The sequence below is a fragment of the Haloterrigena sp. H1 genome, from assembly GCF_005938085.1.
In the GTDB taxonomy this organism is placed as follows: Archaea; Halobacteriota; Halobacteria; order Halobacteriales; family Natrialbaceae; genus Natrinema.
In genome coordinates, this window is the sequence record NZ_SMZK01000002.1 from 461135 (window position 1) to 477670 (window position 16536).

Below are 16536 nucleotides of genomic sequence, written 5' to 3' on the forward strand. Positions count from 1 at the left end.
CTCACTACAGATAAACCACTAGCTACGAGCTAGTGATCCGGCCTTCGCTCGAGGATGTCGAAAATATCGATCGCTTTGTACTCTTGATTCCGCTGGTTGCCAGTCGTCTCAACGAGAACATCGTCGGATACTAACTCCTCGATGGCATTATACGCGGTTTGTCGACTGACATCGAACTCGTCCTGGACATCGTTGGCAGTGAAGTACGGCATATCGAAGACGCCCCGCGCAAGGCGATGACTCGTTTTCTGGTGTGGATACCGTTGTTCGTAGTCGCGCCGAAGTTCCATCAGCTTCTGTGTCCGCTCGTACGAGTCCCGCGCCTGTACCTCGATTCCTTCGATGAAGAACGTGATCCAGTCGCGCCAGTCCCCGGTTTCGCTCACAGCGCGCATCTTCTCGACGTATTCCTGCTTGTTGCGATTGAAGTAGGCACTCGGATAAAGATACGGCTCGCTCAGATATCCTTCAGCGCAGAGCTGTAATACGATGAGAATGCGGCCAAGCCGGCCATTCCCGTCCTCACAGGGATGAACCGTCTCGAATTGATAATGCGTAATCGCGAGATCGACGAGTGGGTGATACTGGCCGCCCATCTGGATATACGCCTCCAGAGAGTCCATAAGCTCGGGAACCGATTGGTGCGGCGGGGGAACGAACGGAGGTTGACTGGCGTACGGAGAAGGAAGGTGGACATCAGTCGTCCGCCATTCGCCTACGACCTCACCTTCGTTTCGAACGTTTTCGAGGAGCAACTCGTGGAGCGACTGGAGGAGTTCGAGCGTTATCGGCTCACCCTGTTTGATCGCGTTGAATCCCTTTTGAAGGGCGCGTTCGGCATTCAGGACCTCCTGCAAGTCCCGACTCACATCGACGGTCTCGTCTCCGCTGGTCCGCGTGTGGTGGGCATATACCTCGTCCACGTCGACGTCGGCCCCTTCTATTTCGGCGGTCTCGACGGCCTCGAGTCGGACGAGGGACGTGTAGAGAACCGGTGAGAAATCGACGGTTGGACTGATACCGTCGATTCGGCCGAGCTGAAAGGACGCATCGGCGATAAGCTCCGTGAGTTCGTCGTCGACACCGATCCGTGTCGAGAGGGGGAGTTTGTCCGGAATGTAATATGGATGTGGATGAGACTCGCGATAGTGCCCGGGTGCCTCTTCCGGTAAGTCTCGAGTCTGCATTTGACTATACCACGAACTCCGGCCTGTTAATCATATCGCTCTTAAACTAGTTTGATTACTGGCGTCTGAGACGGGTTTGCTCAAAATACGGCCGGGAGTTTTGGAGAACACGGCCTCCGTCCACACACGATCTCGGTCGGAGTTCTTGGCTGTTCTAGAGATCAGACAACCTTCTCATTGAACGGTCGCCGATCATCGAGTTCGAACAACGGCCCAACATCGGTCGTTGCATAGTGTTTGATAGCTTCGTGGAGTTCCTGAAATGCTGGGTGGTCTGTTGCGCCAACGCTGAGAAGGTTGAGATACCGCTCGCCAAGCACCGGAATATCACAGCCCATCATGTACGGATCAATCCCTTTCGATGTCGGCCGGTGGGCAACAACATCGATATCAAAGCTGTACTCGTCGAGCGGTGTTCGCATCACGTCAACATCGAAGGCTTCGCAGGCTTCTTCGAACGATGTATACTCGTCACCACAGACCTCACAGGCTTCAGGCATGAGGTCGATGCTCTCCACGCGGTCGACGAACTCCTCCGCCCGTTGTGCCACGTCGAATCGATTTTCGATCGTCTCTGCAGCGATTCGCGCTCGCCCCTCTAGGTGAGGCAGGTCGAACTCGTCGCCGTTGTACGTGAGCACCGACTCAGGTGGCTTGGCCTCGAGGTAGTCGAGCGTTCGCTCGATCACCTCGAGTTCGGCGTGAGGGCTTTTCCCGTCGCGGAAAATGATCTCGTAGCTTGGAGATGTCCCTGGCTCTGTTTGGTGGGCAACGCAGACACAGAAGAACTCGACATGCTCGGAGTTCTGGGCGTCGAACTCTTTGTTGGCAGGCCGATCAGCATTGATCGTCTCGATATCGAATGCAAGCCGACCACGCGTGCCGGTAGACATTACACATCAATTATCCTGATAGTATATCAAGTATATGATTACACGATAGACGAGTCGTGGCAAGTGGTTGGTCAAGCTGCTGGCGGCCGGTTTCTTCGATCAATATCGATTCAGCCGAGAGCGCATATAGCAGGCTTCGGAGGCCGACGTTTCGCCGGCACATGATTTCGAGGAGCGTTTCGGTTGGCTGGTAATCAAGTAAGTGGATGCCCCTGCTGAGCGACTCCCAGAGCGCGTCCAAACATACAGAGGTGTGCTATCGGTGATGCTCAAGGACGGTGATGTCGTGTCGATGGAGTATCGACCGGATGCAACGCGAGAATGCACAGGCGACTGAAAATACGATGACAACAGTGCCCGAGCTCGATCGACGATCGAGACGGCGTCAGTTGGTCTCGAGAACGAGAAGTTCGTCACCAGCGTCGACTTCCGCTTCGTTTTCCGCGATGACCTCGGTGATCGTTCCGTCCGCAGGGGCCGTGATATCGTGGAAGTTCTTCATGACACCGACCAATCCGACGACGTCTCCCTCGGCGACCTCGTCGCCTTCGTCAACGAACGTTGCTTCGTCCGGATCTGGTCGCGTGTAGAAGACGCCGGGCATCGGCGATTCGATATGTTCTGTCGTCATTTATGGAATCTTACGCTTAAATATGCTCCCCAGATATATAGTACTTGACAAAGCTACACCCTGACCACATGAGTGTAAACCCGTACGATTAGGCCTGTTTACGAAATAGTGTATTTTCACGCATGTATTCACCGTTCCAATCTAGTCGGTATCTATACAATGATAACCGTTCTCTCACACAGTAGAATGAGTGAGAAAACGATAACCAGACAGGAGCTTCCGTCTCCACGATATGAGTACGGGGGGGACGACTGGGTGTTCGTCGAACTCGCCGAAGCGATGAGTTTCGATGCGAACTTCAAAGCACAGGCGATCACACAGGAGATTCGTCAGAACAGTCTCAAGGGACTCATTGAGGTTGCACCGTCGAACGCTTCCTATCTGATCCAGTTCGATCCGAACGTGCTTCATCCGGACGAACTGATCGATGAGCTAAAATCACTCGAAGAGGAGATCGACGTCTCGGAGTACCAGTGGGAGGCACGGGTGTTTGATATTCCCGTCTTCTACGACGATCCATGGACTCACGAGACACTGATGGACTTCCGGGAACGCCATCAGGACCCGGACGCGACGGATCTCGAGTACTCGGCAGCGCTCAACGGCTTCGATTCCGTCGAGGCATTCATCGACCACCACTCCGGCGCACCGCACATGGTGACGATGATCGGCTTCGTCCCCGGGCTTCCCTTTTGCTTCCAGATGGTTCCACACGACGAGCAGATTGAGGTGCCGAAGTACGAGCAGCCGCGGACGGCGACACCGAGCCGTGCGATCGGATTCGGTGGCGCGTTCACTGCGATCTATCCCGTCCCTGGGGCCGGCGGCTATCAGCTCTACGGTCGAACTCCCGTTGAGGTGCTAGACGTCGATCAGGAACTGTCGGCGTTCGAGGATTCGATGGTGCTTCCGAACCCAGGAGACATCCTCAACTTCCGGCAGATCGATCGCGATGAGTACGACGAAATCCGATCGGAGATCGAAGACGGGACCTACCAGTACAACTACGATCGGGTCGAGTTCGAAATACAGGCGTTCTTCGACGATCCACACGGATATAACGAGCAGCTTCTGGAGGTGCTCGACTGATGCGTATTCTCGACGGTGGACTCGTCACGACCGTTCAGGATACCGGCCGTTACGGACACTATCACATCGGAATGCCGCCCTCCGGTGCGATGGATCAGTTCGCCCACAAAGTCGGCAACTGGCTCGTCGGGAACGACGAATCAGATGCAACCCTCGAGATGACCTATATCGGACCGGACATCGAGTTCGAGGAGGACACCGTCTTCGCCGTTACCGGTGCAGATATGGATCCCTCCCTCGAGGACGAACCGATCCCGACGTGGACTGCCGTCCAGGCCGAGGCCGGCGACACCCTCAACTTCGAGTTCGCAACGGAAGGCGCACGCGCGTATCTCGCAGTCGCCGGTGGTATCGATACCGAGCCGGTGATGGGAAGCCGTGCGACGTACACGCTGATCGGAATCGGCGGCCACGAGGGCCGGTCGCTCGAAGAAGGCGACGAGCTCTCGATCGGTGAGTCGTCAGCAGACACCGACGAACTACTCGGTACTTCGATCGACGAGACGGACCGACCGGATTACTCTCAGACCGAGATCAATGTCGTGATGGGGCTCTGTGACTATCGGCTCACCGACGAGGGCCGACAGCGGTTCCTCGACGCCGACTGGAAAGTTTCCGACGAGGCCGACCGGGTCGGCTACCGGTTCGAGGGTCCGGATATCACCGACATGTTCGAAGAACGCGAGCAGCCCTTCGGTGCCGGAACGGACGTCACCAACGTCGTTGACCTCGGCTATCCAGTCGGCTCCATCCAGATGGCCGGTCAACCGATTATTCTAATGCGAGACGCCGTTACGGGTGGCGGATACGTGACCGTTGGGACCGTCGTGAGTCCCGAGCGCGATGCGCTCGCCCAGTGTCGAACCCACAGTACCGTCGGTTTCAACGCCGTCGACGTCGAAGAAGCGCTCGAGATTCGTCAGGAACGAGACGATCTTCTCGAGAACATCCAGGAGTCGTTGTAGCGGATTCTCCAATAAATGATTGACAAAGTACTCGTCGCGAATCGTGGCGAAATAGCAGTCCGAGTGGTACAGGCAGCGAACGAACTCGGAATCGAGACGGTCGCCGTATACAGCGACGCCGACGAAACGGCGAAACACGTTCGCCGCGCCGACGAGGCGGCTCATGTGGGATCCTCGGTCGCGGGCAAGAGCTATCTCGATCAGGAGTCGCTGCTGGACGCAGCAGCCGAAACTGGGGCCGACGCGATCCATCCGGGCTACGGGTTCCTCGCGGAGAACGAGGCATTCGCCCGTCGGGTCGAGGAGTCCGAGTTCATCTGGGTCGGCCCCCCGTCGGACGTGATGGCCGACTTCGGTGAAAAAACCAAGGCGCGAGCCATTATGGACGCCGCGGGCGTCCCGATCATTCCGGGAACGGACGAACCGGTTGATGATCCGGACCAGGTGAAAGCCTTCGCCAACGAACACGGCTACCCGGTCGCGATCAAGGCGGACGGCGGTGGCGGCGGTCGTGGGCTGAAAGTCGTCACCGGCCCCGAGGAAGCCGAGGAGGCGTTCACGAACGCCAAACGTGAGGGCGAAGCGTACTTCGACAACGACGCTGTCTACGTCGAGCGCTTCCTCGAGAACCCGCGCCATATCGAGGTTCAGATCATCGGTGACAGCTACGGGACCGTCCGCCATCTCTACGAACGCGACTGCTCGGTGCAGCGTCGTCAGCAGAAACTCATCGAGGAGACGCCCTCGCCTGTCCTCGACGAAGAGACGCGGGAGGAGCTTTGTGAAGCCGCCAGATCGGGCGTTGCCGAAGCCGGGTACAGCAGTGCCGGCACCGTCGAGTTCCTCTACGAGGACGGTGACTTCTACTTCCTCGAGGTAAACGCTCGGATTCAAGTCGAACACACGGTCACCGAAGCGGTGACGGGCATCGATATCGTCAAAGAGCAGTTCCGCGTCGCTGCAGGTGAAGAACTCTCGTTCGAGCAGTCCGAAGTCAACCCTCGAGGTGTTGCGATGGAGTTCCGGATCAACGCCGAAGATCCCTACGAGGAGTTCGATCCGACACCGGGAACGCTCGAAACGTATCGACCGCCGACAGGAATGGGAGTCCGCGTCGACGACGGTGTCAACGAGGGCGACAGGATCAGTCCGTTCTACGATTCGCTCGTCGGAAAATTCATCGTTACCGCACAGGACCGTCAAGAGGCACTCGAACGCAGCAGGCGAGTTCTGACGGAGACACAGATAGAGGGGATTTCGACGACGATTCCGTTTCATCTCGCAGTTCTCGAGGACGACGTGTTCGTCGAGAGCGACCACACGACGAAGTATCTCGATCAACAGTTCGAAGGGTTACACGAGTCTGAGTAGGCAGGACGGCACGCCCAACGGGACGATATCCGATCGACCGACGCAGCAACGGGGTCGTTCACACCAGCTCGTCGAGGCGAGCTAGTTCGATCCCTTCGGCCTCGAGTCGGTCGTGGATCGTCTCGAGCAGTTCGACCGAGTTCGGCCCGTCACCGTGGATACAGATCGACGATGCGGGAACGTCGATTACTGTTCCGTCGACGGCCTCGACCTCGCCCCGTGTCGCGATGGAAATGACCCGATCTGCGACCAGGTTCGGATCTTTCGGTTCGACTTCTTTCTCGACGATCAGCGTGCGGTCGGGGTTGTAGTCGAGGTCGACGTACCCTTCGAAGACGGCGTCCAACTCGTCGTACTCCTGGGCGACCTCGTAGATATTCATATCGGTTGCCAAATAGATGAGACTGGGATCGACCTCGAGAAGCGCTTCCATGACAGCACGGCAGTGAGCCTCACTCTCGGAGAGCATCGAGTACATGGCACCGTGAGGTTTGACGTGCTGGACGCTCGCCCCGTGGCGATTCGAGAACGCCATCAGCGCGCCCAACTGGTAGACGACGTAGTCACGCACTTCCTCGGGCGTCGCGTCCATCGACCGGCGACCGAACCCCATCTTGTCTGGGAGGCCGGGATGGATCCCGATCCCGACATCGTATTCCGCAGCGAGTGTGACGGTTTCACGCATAACGTGTGGATCACCCGCGTGATAGCCGCCAGCGATGTTCGCAGAGGTGATGTACGGCATCACCTCGGCGTCGCGCCCCATTGTCCAGTTGCCGAAGCTCTCACCCATGTCGCAGTTGATATCGATTGCAGTCATCGTCCAGAACCTATGCTGGTTGTTCGTCGTCCGCATACTTGAGGTAGCATGGTTACTGGGTTGCTGAGAACACATCGCCCTGAAAATCCGAGCCGATGGCTTCGAGTTCGATACTGCAGAGAACGCCAGAAAAGGTTCTGACCAGTATCACGCCTTCCTGTACCGGTGTGATCTGTCAAGTGCCGAAGCGGGACTACTGACAGAGATGGCCGTCGCAATTACAGACAACATCGCGGTCGCAGACGTGACGGTGACATGTGGTTCGGATGCAATCGGTTTTGAGCCGACCTACCACGCAGCCGTCACCAAACGTTTGCTCGGTGCAGGCGCGGATGTGGTCGGGACGACCAACTGGCCTCATATAACTGAGATCATCACGAAAGCTCAGAGTCCAAGTTCACTCAGATTCGGCTGGCGCGGAATCGAGGATAGACCCGACCATTGACCAGCCAGAGTCCTCTGGGCCTTTTCGACCGACAAGGATCGTCTCGTTGTCGTCACTTGAGACGAATCGGTAATCGGCGTCATCGTCCATGCGAGTGCCCTCGGCTTGGAATTCTTGCTGGAAGAACTCCGCTCCAGAAATGTGAAAGACCGCTTCCGTCCCGTCATCGAGGGTGAGTCTGACGGGGTCGGGGCTCACGTTGTGGATCCGCTTCGCGATCGGGTTGAGATCAGCCATATCAAATTAATGATTCCACAAGTATAAAACGGCTACCGACGCGGTACTTTGTTTTCGAATCATCCAATAAGGCCTATTGGATGTTTAGTCTACTGTTCAGCCTTTCAAATAAATATAAATTATATGAATTATAGCGGGCATCACGCCAGCTACCCCTAACGGAAGAGGCCAGAAGTCAAAGTCCATCACCATCTGAATGGACGGCCACACGAGAAGGGTTAATCCTGCTCTGTTGAACAGCGATCTAATCAGCCGATATCACTGGCTTAGAAGGATGAAGCCGAGGAATTCGATTCTGTCCTATGGAAATCGATCTCCTCGACTTCATTGAGCAGTGTCGTGACCTAGCCAAACAAGCGTTGGGGAAGCACGCGGGCGAGCCCGCCAGCGGCGGGTTCGCCCGCTGGGTCCATGTCGTCCTACACTGTTTTCGGCTCGAAGAAGGCCACAGCTACCGTGAAACGCCGAATCGGTTGAAGTACATGACCGAGGTTCGTGACGTACTCGGTCTCGATCGAGAGGACCTCCCCGACTACAGCACGATCTATAAGTCGTTTGACCGGCTGAAAATGTGGGTGTGGCGGGCGTTGCTGCGCGTTTCAGCGCAGCAACACCCGCAGTCTGGCCACGCTGCTCTCGACAGCACGTTCTTTGACCGCCGCCGTTCTTCATCGTACTTCCGCCAGCGGTCAGGAAATACCGTGCAGACGCTGAAAGTGACGACATTAACTGATATAGAGTCGCTCGCTGTTCTCGATGTCCATATCACAGCACGGTGGAAGCACGATACGAAGACCGGACCGCAGGTCGTCCGCCGAAACGCGGACGACCTGCAGTCCGTGGTTGCCGACAACGCGTTCCAAGACTGGCACACTGAGTACGAAATCTCCGCACTTGACGTTGAGTACCTTGTTCACTACCGCGGCTCATCACCGAATGCAGTCATGAACAACGCGCTCATTCGGGCAAAAGGATACTCTCAGCGCTGGATGGCCGAAACCTCGTACTCAACAACGAAGCGCTCGCTCGGCGACGCCGTGCGAGCGCTGGGCTGGTATCGCCAGTTCCGTGAAATTGTCCTGATGTTCGCCCTCATCAATATAGAACCGCTGTGTGAGCCGCTGTAACCGTGACTCAGCATCTATTCAACAGAGCAGTTAATCCCAGTGTTGTGAAACCAAGTACCGCTCGAGGAGAACGAGTACGACGCGTACACGATCAACAACGTGACCGCAGAGCCAAACGACGATGGCAGTATCACGATCCATTTTAGCGGTAACCTCGACCAGTCGAACTTCCTCTACACGCCAGAGGGGGAACTATACGGTCTAGTTCTACGGTCCGCGCGAGGAGATTCTCCTAATGATCAGGACCGCTAGCTGCTTCGGGCCATTCACGATCGCTTCAATTCAGCCCCTCCACAGTTCTTCGACCAGTACATAGGCCTCAGGTGTCCCCTTAGTGTCGCGAAGTACTTCGCGTTCGGAGTGGTAACTGCTATCTCGATCGTCACTGGATAACAAGGTGAGGGAGTGCCGTTTTGAGAACGGACCTCGTTGTTAGGGCATGAGAGATCGTCCGGAAGAACTCGCAGGCGTGAGTCACATGACTTGTGCCGGGAAAACTGCGCTGATTACGGGTTCGACGAGTGGAATCGGGTATGCTGCTGCACTCGCGCTCGGCCGACTCGGCGCAGATGTGATCGTCCACGGACGAGATGTGAGTGCTGGCGAGTCCGTCGTCAACGAACTGGAAACGATCGGCGTCGAGGCGATGTTCATCCCGGCTGATTTCGCAAATCCCGATGCCGTTCGAGAACTCGCTACGACAGTTCGGGAGGAAACCGATGAGCTCGATTTCCTGTTCAACAACGCTGGCGGGTACTTCCGCACGGGTCGACTCACGGACCTTGGTGTCGAGTACACGTTTCACATCAACCACCTTGCACCGTATCAACTGACCACGGACCTGATCGACCACCTCACCGACGATGCCTGCATCGTAACGACATCTTCGGCAGCACACCGCGGCGTATCACTCGACCTATTGGGCCTTCAACCCTGAACTACTAGCTTTATCTACGTAGAGCGCCTCTAGAGAGTGTTCAGAAATATTCTGAAGTAGATCATGCCACGAACACAAACATACTCTGTCGATCTGTCTGCCGATGAGCGAGCGGAACTGAACGCGATGCTGTCAGCGGGCACGTACAAGACGCGAGAGCTCACGCGTGCACGGTGTCTCTTGCACGCCGATGACGGCTTGACTGACCCGGAGGTCAGTGAAGCCGTCGGCTGTCACCCTGGAACAGTCGGACGCACCCGTAAACGCTACACCGAAGACGGCCTCGCGGCGATTACTCGCCGCAAGGCCGACCGCATCTACAAGCGCAAACTTGACGGACGCGAGGAAGCACACCTCATCGCGTTAGCGTGCAGCGATCCGCCGGAAGGACGCTCTCGCTGGTCGCTCCATCTCCTTGCCGACCACTTCGTCGCTCTCTCCGAGATCGACGTTGAGTCGATCTCTCACGAAACCGTCCGACAGATTCTAAAAAAACACGACTGCACCCTCACCGATCCAAATCTTGGGTGATTACACCTGAGAACAGCGCCGCCTTCGTCTGCAAGATGGAGGACGTTCTCGATCTCTACCACGAACCCTACGACGAGAAGCGTCCCGTCGTCTGTTTTGACGAGTCCAACAAGGAACTGCACGATCACGTCCGCGACCCGCTCCCGGCGAGTCCGGGAGCGGTCGCTCAGTACGACTACACCTACGAACGCAACGGGACGCGCAACCTCTTCGTGATGAGCGAACCGTTGGTTGGCTGGCGACACATTGAGGTAACCAAGCGACGGCGCAAACAGGAGTTCGTCGCGCAGATGCAGTCACTGGTGGATGATCACTACCCGGATGCGGACTGCATCCGGGTGGTGATGGACAATCTGAACACACATCAGCGGTACGCCTTCTACGAACATCTTCCGCCAGCAGAAGCTCGTCGGTTGCTCAGCAAGCTTGAGTTTCACTTCACGCCAGAACACGGGAGTTGGCTGAACATGGCCGAAATTGAGTTCAGCGCCCTGTGGACAGAGTGTCTCGACCGACGCATTCCTGACGCAGCGACCCTCCGGTCGGAGGTCGCTGCGTGGGAACGGATACGAAACAAAGACGATTCTGCTATCGACTGGCAGTTCACGACCGACGACGCCCGCATCAAACTCCGCCAGCTATATCCAGCAAATCACGCTTGAAGCCCCACTATTAAGCTGACTCCTCCAAGCAGAAAATAACCCGCAAGAGTCAATCTAACTGCTATTATTGCCTCAAGAAATCCTAATAGAAACACGGTAACCAGCTCATGACTCAGGAGAGTAGGTAAGAAGAACAGTGAACTAACAAAAATGGCTGAATATATTAGTACTGCATCCAGATAAGATCCAATATCCTCTAATGCTGCTTGGTTGATCACGGTGATCGATTCTTCAAATCGAATAATCAAATCCGCAAATCTGAATTCAGTTCCGAATTTCCAATGAAGGGAAAGTGCTACTACAGTAAGTATCTCAAATATGGGTAAAAACCAATTCAAGATAAAGTATGAATTAGATACTAATAGTGATGCTGACACTATCACTGCCGAAAACCGTACATCATCATCCATCCCACAGGAAGAAGCACATTTAAAATATGATATAAATCCCATGAGTGGGAGAAAAACACTCACAAGATAGACGATCTGCCATTGAACTACGATAGGAAAGGTACCAATCAGAATTATTTGATTTGTGAGGTTATTAGTTAATATTAGATAGGAAATCATTACAGATCCTATGAATAGGGCCTGAAAACCAACTTTTGATCCAAATTTTCTTTGGTATAGATTGCCAGATATGAAATATGAGCTTGATACAAGAACTAATAAGCCTAGTGTAGCGATCTTTCCTGATGAGAGAGATACGAGGGCTTTTGCACCAAGTAAGGATGTAGTAAAAGCCTCGTCGCTCAAACGTATAAAAGAATGAATTGATAAAATAGAAAGAAAAACTGTCCTGATGAACGATCGACGCTGCATATGTTTTCTGGTAAGCAATCGGGCATAATAAACGAAATGAATATGCTATCCTATATGAAATCGATAGTGTAGGATCCTACTGATTTTGACTGAGGGATTAATGATAGGAGAGCAGCTTGCGTGGTACAACAAACAGAGATGGACGAGAAAGAGCTGGCACGGAAATCTACTCCAAAGTGATGCCGTTCCACGATCCGCACACAGCTGCACCGTGCCTCTGAGCAGTTCTCGAGCTGGACCGACATTCGAGGTGTCAACTGCGACGCCGTCGGTTGCCACCCACGAACAGGGCCGGAAGGGACTCAAGGAAGTGGAGTGGTCCCTATCGGCTTGGAGATCGACTCGAGCCGGATCTGAGGCAGGTGTCTACCGGAATGATAGCGACAAAACCTGTCGGTTATTCAAGGGCGTCCAATAGATCGGTGGAAAATGACGCTTACAGATGCATATCTAAGAACTCCCGATCGAGGTCACATCCTTCGGCTGCGAACTGGTTGGCTACGTGCATCGCTGTTTGTAATGTCGTGTCGTTGACCGCGTCAGCATTTTCATAGATGCGTTCGCGATTCTCTGCTTGGCTTGTCCACACGATTGAGGACCAGTCCTCATCCGAGACTTCATTGACAAAATTCTGGTATAGATCTACGGTAACTGTCGGGTGGATAGCTGATTGATTCGCGAGCCATTCTTCGATCCACCGCCAGTGGATATTCCGGTTCCCTTTGACCAGGAACGGGAGTGATCGACAGATGTTATCCTGTTCTTGTGATAGATCGGCTACTGATACGGTACGCACGCAGTCAAGGAACTGCCGTATTTCGTTTGCGTGTTCTTGGGAGGCAATGGCGGCCGTGTCTTCGAGTTGGTCTAGGCGCCACTCCCAGAGTGCTCTGATCGCCGGCCACTGCTCTGCGACATTTGGCGTGTCGATTGCATTAGCAAGAGTGGTGGCGAGCTCTGCGGCGTCCCCGGATGATGCAGAGCTGTAATATTGCCTGATAAGACTTGTATCGTCGGTGAGCTGTTCGTCGCCGAAGAGATAGGATGACGCGATGTGGGCGGCAGTTGAGCGGACGTTGAGTTCATATGGATCAGCTTCTTCCGTGTCTAGTAACAACATGGCGTGGATATAGTACGGGCGGAGCGGGGCATATCCTTCCCAGATGGTGTTGTGACGTACATATGAGTTCCATGCCGCGATGAACCGGCGGTGTTCCGTTGGCGTATCGCCGCGGGGAAAAATATTCTCTAGACAGTCTGCGATACGGTTCTGATTGAGGGTCCAGAGTGTGATGAATCGCCGGCCGATCACGGTGCGCACGGCGAGGGATTGATCGTCCGTGATCCGTGCCTCGATAGCGTCGAGAAGTGCCGAGTTTGAGTCGTCTTCATCCTGCTCCGTCCATCGGGTGTATGTGATGAAGGCGTTGAGCGCCATCGGGCGGACTGTGTTGATTGCGACTTGGATCGGATCCCTGTGACCGGCCATGCCGTCCGCTGGTTGGTCGCGTTCGTGACTTGGATCGGGATCGTCAAGGAGTGTCAGCAGGATTTTATGAACGTCTTTGTCATGGTTCTGTGGGAAGTCTGTTTCTTCGGCAGCTATCCCCTTGTTGAGCAGTTTGGCGAGGTTTGTCCGGCAACCGCTACTCCATGCCGTTGGATCATCAGTGATAGCCGTTGCGAGTTCGATGATGGAGTGCCAGGGGAATGGTTGGCCGTCGTCTAGGAGCTCACGGAATGCGCGGAAGGCGGCTTCGGCGTACCGGGTATTGGCGTCTTCGAGAATCGAGATTTTACGGGCGTACCGTTCCGGTTGTTCCTCGATCAGTTCGCGGAGCTGTCGGGAGAAGCCGAGATGGTTCCATTCTTCGAGTTGGCCGGTGTCATCAGTCTCCCATCGCTCTGTTTCCGGTGGTTCCCATTCGGCGGCTCTGGTGAGAACGCCTTCCGCTGGTTGGTCGCGGAGTTTTTCCGTCTGTTCCGGTCCGCGCTGATTGACGAAGCCACCGGATACGTCTGGTTGGTATGGTTGGGATGGCAGCTGCTCCGGTTCACCGTACGTGTCCAGAAGTGCGGTGAGTTGGTTGACATAGTGGGCAGGTAATTCGTCGCGGATCAGAAGGAATCGGTCGCGCTGCCATTTCTCTTGTAGCCGTTGTTTGAAGTAGCTGGCCGGTTCCGCTTCGCGTTCGGCGATCTGTTCGGCCCGACGGTCATAATCGGTATACGGACCATCGCTAATTATTTTGCAGACCTGTTCCTGACCCTCGTTATCTAGGTGTTTGAAGCCTGCGGTGAGGAGACAGTAAAACTCGTATCCGACAGGGAGCTCCCGGTAGTTGTCCGTATCTGTTAGCACGGTTTCCACCATATCGCGATAGGATTCCGGATGTGCTGCAAGGACCGCGAAAGCGACACGGCGGAACGTGATGGATCCCGCCAGTAACTCGTCTACAAGTTCTCGTCGTCCTGTAGCCGTCGGATCAGCACTGACCCACTGCATGGCGGCGCGGGTGAAATACTCCAACAGCAGTTGCTGTAGAGTGCCACGGTTCTCGTCGGCGTAGTCGAGATCGGTGACGACCGAGTGGCGGACAATGCCTGTGCGGTCAACAGTATCCATCCCTTCGTGAAGGGCCGCTTCGAGATTAGTCTTCAGCAGGTCAATGAACGCAGCACCGCGTTCGGCAAGTAACTCATCGAATATCTCCTTGAGGGTCTGGATAAGCCTATATCGCGTCATGCTCTGGTCGCCATCCAGTTGGTTACGATCGCCGGTCTGCTGCGGGGTAAGCACGGTGTCCAGAAGAGCTAGGGCCGTATCGAATTCTCTTTCGGCACAGAGATGGGTTATGAGTTCCAGTACTTGCCCGACGAGGCTGTGGTACGCTTCTGTCTTGTGGAGCCACTGTACTGCTTGCTCACCGACGACTGTGGCGTCAGCAGCTGGAAGCTCGGTACTGATCCTGATGAGGTATTGTTGCGTTTTTTCGTCGTTGATGGTCGTCTCCTTGATTACGCGTCGTACAAAGCCCGGATAGGTGTCGGTTATCCTCCCGAGATAGCTTCGTTGGACGGGTATGGAGGGATCAAATGCGCCGTGATCAAGTTGTCGTTCCGCCCAGGAGATGTGGAGGCGGTCGTCGTAGAAGTCGTTGGCAATGCTCTGTCGTTCCGCGACGCTTGCCAGTACCGATTCGATGACAGTGTCCGGGAGTTGCGCTACGTCACGTGTTTTTAGTTCGGTTGCGAGCAGCGAGGCAGGATAGAAGCTGAGACCATCATCTGCAAACACATGCTCGACAAGATCGGACAGCGTGTCCTCCTCGGTTTGAATGACCGAGTCGGAGAGATACTTGAGGCAGGACGTGATGGAACTGACTTCCGTTTCCAGCGAGTGGTCGTCGCTGGTCAACTCAATTGTGCTTTCAGCGTAGTACTCGAACGCTCGTTGCTCCGTTTCCGCTGTGCGGTCCCAGAGGTCATGGAGGAAGCTGCGGAAGACATCGTGGATTTTGAAGGTGGCGAGGCCGTCGTGATTCCGTCCGATGTTCTGGACGACTGTGCGGGTGCTGAGCGAGTCAAGGATGTCGGCGACAGCGACGCGGTCAAGGTCGTAGCTATCGGGCAGGACGTGGGTGCAAACCGCTTCGTTTAACTCCCGTAACAGGGCAGTGGCCCGGAGGACGCGGCGCTCATCGGGGGAGAGGAATTGGAGGTATCGTTCCTCAATTACGGTGTATACCTCATGTTCTGGGAGTTCGAGTGACTCACTGCTGTCGTTCGCCTCGATGAGTAGCCCGAGGTAGAGTGGATGACCGGCGACCTGATCGTGGATGGTCTGTATCCTGGTTTCGTCGATGTCGAGGAATGCGTTGCGTAATAACAGTGCCGTCTGGTCCTCGGTGAAGGTGTCGAGAGAGACAGCAGTATCTGAATTAGGGAACGTGAGCCGTCCCGCAGTGATGAGAACGACGTTTTGTGGCAGTATGTCTGCTGTTTCGTTGATTGTGCCACGAATCGCTCGGTCTTCATCGCTCAGTTCGTGGACATCGTCGACGCAGATTAGCAGAGACTGGTCGTCGGGAAAGAGTTCTGCGAGTTTCCGAAGGGCGTCTCTGTGACCAAATTGGGCTCTGGTTGCGTCCGGGTCGTCAGCATCCCATGAAACACCGCCTAACGGGCTAATACTGATGCCGCTAAGACTCCGTCCTTCCTCTGTGAGGTCATCAGGGAAGTGATTGAATAACACGTGGTTGACTCCCCGGAAGATATCGTTGAGATTGTGATTCGGGCGTATGTTCCTGATCTCGATATCGTACTCGTGTTGAAACTCGGTCGTGACTTGGCGCAGTGTCGTTGTCTTTCCGATTCCTGGTTCGCCAGCTATGTGAATATGTCCGGCCCCGGCGTCGATATATTCTGCAATCACCTCCCCCTCCGGGCGCCGTATCGATTCATTGGACGAACTACTACCAGGCGGCATTGGACTATCTTTGGGTTCACAGCGAACGTTCTTATTCTTAGTTGTATGCTTGTCATGAGGATGATGAACATGCATCGGGCGGCAAAACCTGTAGCTGACTAAAGTCGATGCCCCCGTACTTCTCGTCTATTACGCTTGAACTGGATGCACAGGGTATACCGATCTATGAAGAATTTTGCCTCAGAGTTCAGAATCAAGCTAGGACGGCACTCGGGAAAATCATCTGGTGAGCAGAAACTAAAGCCAGCGTGTCCTTGATCTCCACTTTTAGCCCTACAGATGATGAAGAATCAGATGGAATATGTAGAAATTAGCATCAGTTTACGCCCAA

Annotated in this window: 15 protein-coding genes; 8 read left to right on the forward strand and 7 right to left on the reverse strand. The window is 55.0% G+C overall.

Features of this window, described 5'->3' with window-relative positions; genetic code table 11:
- Nucleotides 1-29 precede the first annotated feature (29 nt).
- The 3 genes from E2L06_RS17550 to E2L06_RS17570 all read right to left on the reverse strand — a co-directional run bounded on the left by E2L06_RS17550 (nucleotide 30) and on the right by E2L06_RS17570 (nucleotide 2711).
- Complete coding sequence (locus tag E2L06_RS17550; protein WP_138782915.1) at nucleotides 30-1187, reverse strand: Fic family protein; 1158 nt, start codon at nucleotides 1185-1187, stop codon at nucleotides 30-32.
- 161 nt (nucleotides 1188-1348) lie between these two features.
- Entirely contained in the window at nucleotides 1349-2080 is a 732-nt protein-coding gene (locus E2L06_RS17555) for a 3'-5' exonuclease (protein WP_138782916.1), read from the reverse strand.
- Between the two features lie 385 nt (nucleotides 2081-2465).
- A complete protein-coding gene (locus tag E2L06_RS17570; RefSeq protein WP_138782917.1) occupies nucleotides 2466-2711 on the reverse strand; it encodes an acetyl-CoA carboxylase in 246 nt (81 codons plus the stop codon).
- 186 nt (nucleotides 2712-2897) lie between these two features.
- Between E2L06_RS17570 and E2L06_RS17575 the strand changes: the two genes are divergently transcribed.
- Genes E2L06_RS17575 through E2L06_RS17585 form a run of 3 tightly spaced genes read left to right on the forward strand, consistent with a single transcriptional unit; the run spans nucleotide 2898 to nucleotide 6136 of the window.
- The gene (locus E2L06_RS17575) at nucleotides 2898-3800 is read left to right on the forward strand and encodes an allophanate hydrolase subunit 1 (protein WP_138782918.1); all 903 of its coding nucleotides are present in this window, start codon (nucleotides 2898-2900) and stop codon (nucleotides 3798-3800) included.
- On the forward strand, nucleotides 3800-4765 hold the full coding sequence (locus E2L06_RS17580; protein WP_138782919.1) for a biotin-dependent carboxyltransferase family protein: 966 nt from the start codon (nucleotides 3800-3802) through the stop codon (nucleotides 4763-4765). The genes E2L06_RS17575 and E2L06_RS17580 overlap by 1 nt, the downstream gene beginning before the upstream one ends.
- A gap of 15 nt (nucleotides 4766-4780) precedes the next feature.
- Nucleotides 4781-6136 (forward strand): acetyl/propionyl/methylcrotonyl-CoA carboxylase subunit alpha, encoded by a 1356-nt coding sequence (locus tag E2L06_RS17585; protein ID WP_138782920.1) that lies wholly within the window; start codon nucleotides 4781-4783, stop codon nucleotides 6134-6136.
- Between the two features lie 58 nt (nucleotides 6137-6194).
- On the opposite strand, the gene E2L06_RS17590 is transcribed toward E2L06_RS17585, so the two are convergent.
- The gene (locus tag E2L06_RS17590) at nucleotides 6195-6956 is read right to left on the reverse strand and encodes a LamB/YcsF family protein (RefSeq protein ID WP_138782921.1); all 762 of its coding nucleotides are present in this window, start codon (nucleotides 6954-6956) and stop codon (nucleotides 6195-6197) included.
- A gap of 172 nt (nucleotides 6957-7128) precedes the next feature.
- Here E2L06_RS17590 and E2L06_RS23040 point away from each other — a divergent pair, with 172 nt between their 5' ends.
- On the forward strand, nucleotides 7129-7401 hold the full coding sequence (locus tag E2L06_RS23040; protein WP_394348749.1) for an amidase family protein: 273 nt from the start codon (nucleotides 7129-7131) through the stop codon (nucleotides 7399-7401).
- Here the strand turns inward: E2L06_RS23040 and E2L06_RS17600 are convergent.
- Nucleotides 7354-7638, reverse strand: coding sequence for a transcriptional regulator (locus E2L06_RS17600; RefSeq protein ID WP_138782923.1), 285 nt, complete (start codon nucleotides 7636-7638; stop codon nucleotides 7354-7356). The two genes, E2L06_RS23040 and E2L06_RS17600, sit on opposite strands and share 48 nt — an antisense overlap.
- A 302-nt stretch (nucleotides 7639-7940) precedes the next feature.
- On the opposite strand from E2L06_RS17600, the gene E2L06_RS17605 reads away from it, so the two are divergent.
- The 4 genes from E2L06_RS17605 to E2L06_RS17615 all read left to right on the forward strand — a co-directional run bounded on the left by E2L06_RS17605 (nucleotide 7941) and on the right by E2L06_RS17615 (nucleotide 10895).
- Nucleotides 7941-8765: an IS5 family transposase gene (locus E2L06_RS17605; RefSeq protein ID WP_138778954.1), complete on the forward strand. Its 825-nt coding sequence runs from the start codon at nucleotides 7941-7943 to the stop codon at nucleotides 8763-8765.
- A gap of 99 nt (nucleotides 8766-8864) precedes the next feature.
- Nucleotides 8865-9017 carry a hypothetical protein gene (locus E2L06_RS22915; RefSeq protein WP_343192875.1) on the forward strand — a complete coding sequence of 51 codons (153 nt, stop codon included), beginning with the start codon at nucleotides 8865-8867 and terminating at the stop codon, nucleotides 9015-9017.
- A 187-nt stretch (nucleotides 9018-9204) separates the two neighbouring features.
- A complete protein-coding gene (locus E2L06_RS17610; RefSeq protein ID WP_249361499.1) occupies nucleotides 9205-9702 on the forward strand; it encodes an SDR family NAD(P)-dependent oxidoreductase in 498 nt (165 codons plus the stop codon).
- 63 nt (nucleotides 9703-9765) lie between these two features.
- Nucleotides 9766-10895, forward strand: a protein-coding gene (locus tag E2L06_RS17615) for an IS630 family transposase (protein WP_212750806.1) whose coding sequence is annotated in 2 segments (ribosomal slippage) — nucleotides 9766-10201 and nucleotides 10201-10895 — 1131 coding nt in all. Because the reading frame shifts where the segments join, the coding sequence is not laid out codon by codon here.
- Here the strand turns inward: E2L06_RS17615 and E2L06_RS17620 are convergent.
- Both E2L06_RS17620 and E2L06_RS17625 read right to left on the reverse strand, forming a co-directional pair.
- Complete coding sequence (locus E2L06_RS17620; RefSeq protein ID WP_138782924.1) at nucleotides 10886-11650, reverse strand: hypothetical protein; 765 nt, start codon at nucleotides 11648-11650, stop codon at nucleotides 10886-10888. The genes E2L06_RS17615 and E2L06_RS17620 overlap by 10 nt on opposite strands.
- 502 nt (nucleotides 11651-12152) lie before the next feature.
- Entirely contained in the window at nucleotides 12153-16151 is a 3999-nt protein-coding gene (locus E2L06_RS17625) for an ATP-binding protein (protein WP_138782925.1), read from the reverse strand.
- Between the last annotated feature and the right edge of the window lie 385 nt (nucleotides 16152-16536).

Bases quoted from the DNA above. Each gene is read 5' to 3' on its own strand.
- E2L06_RS17550 (WP_138782915.1), bottom strand. From the start codon at position 1,187: ATGCAGACTCGAGACTTACCGGAAGAGGCACCCGGGCACTATCGCGAG.
- E2L06_RS17555 (WP_138782916.1), bottom strand. From the start codon at position 2,080: ATGTCTACCGGCACGCGTGGTCGGCTTGCATTCGATATCGAGACGATC.
- E2L06_RS17570 (WP_138782917.1), bottom strand. From the start codon at position 2,711: ATGACGACAGAACATATCGAATCGCCGATGCCCGGCGTCTTCTACACG.
- E2L06_RS17575 (WP_138782918.1), top strand. From the start codon at position 2,898: ATGAGTGAGAAAACGATAACCAGACAGGAGCTTCCGTCTCCACGATAT.
- E2L06_RS17580 (WP_138782919.1), top strand. From the start codon at position 3,800: ATGCGTATTCTCGACGGTGGACTCGTCACGACCGTTCAGGATACCGGC.
- E2L06_RS17585 (WP_138782920.1), top strand. From the start codon at position 4,781: ATGATTGACAAAGTACTCGTCGCGAATCGTGGCGAAATAGCAGTCCGA.
- E2L06_RS17590 (WP_138782921.1), bottom strand. From the start codon at position 6,956: ATGACTGCAATCGATATCAACTGCGACATGGGTGAGAGCTTCGGCAAC.
- E2L06_RS17600 (WP_138782923.1), bottom strand. From the start codon at position 7,638: ATGGCTGATCTCAACCCGATCGCGAAGCGGATCCACAACGTGAGCCCC.
- E2L06_RS17605 (WP_138778954.1), top strand. From the start codon at position 7,941: ATGGAAATCGATCTCCTCGACTTCATTGAGCAGTGTCGTGACCTAGCC.
- E2L06_RS17610 (WP_249361499.1), top strand. From the start codon at position 9,205: ATGAGAGATCGTCCGGAAGAACTCGCAGGCGTGAGTCACATGACTTGT.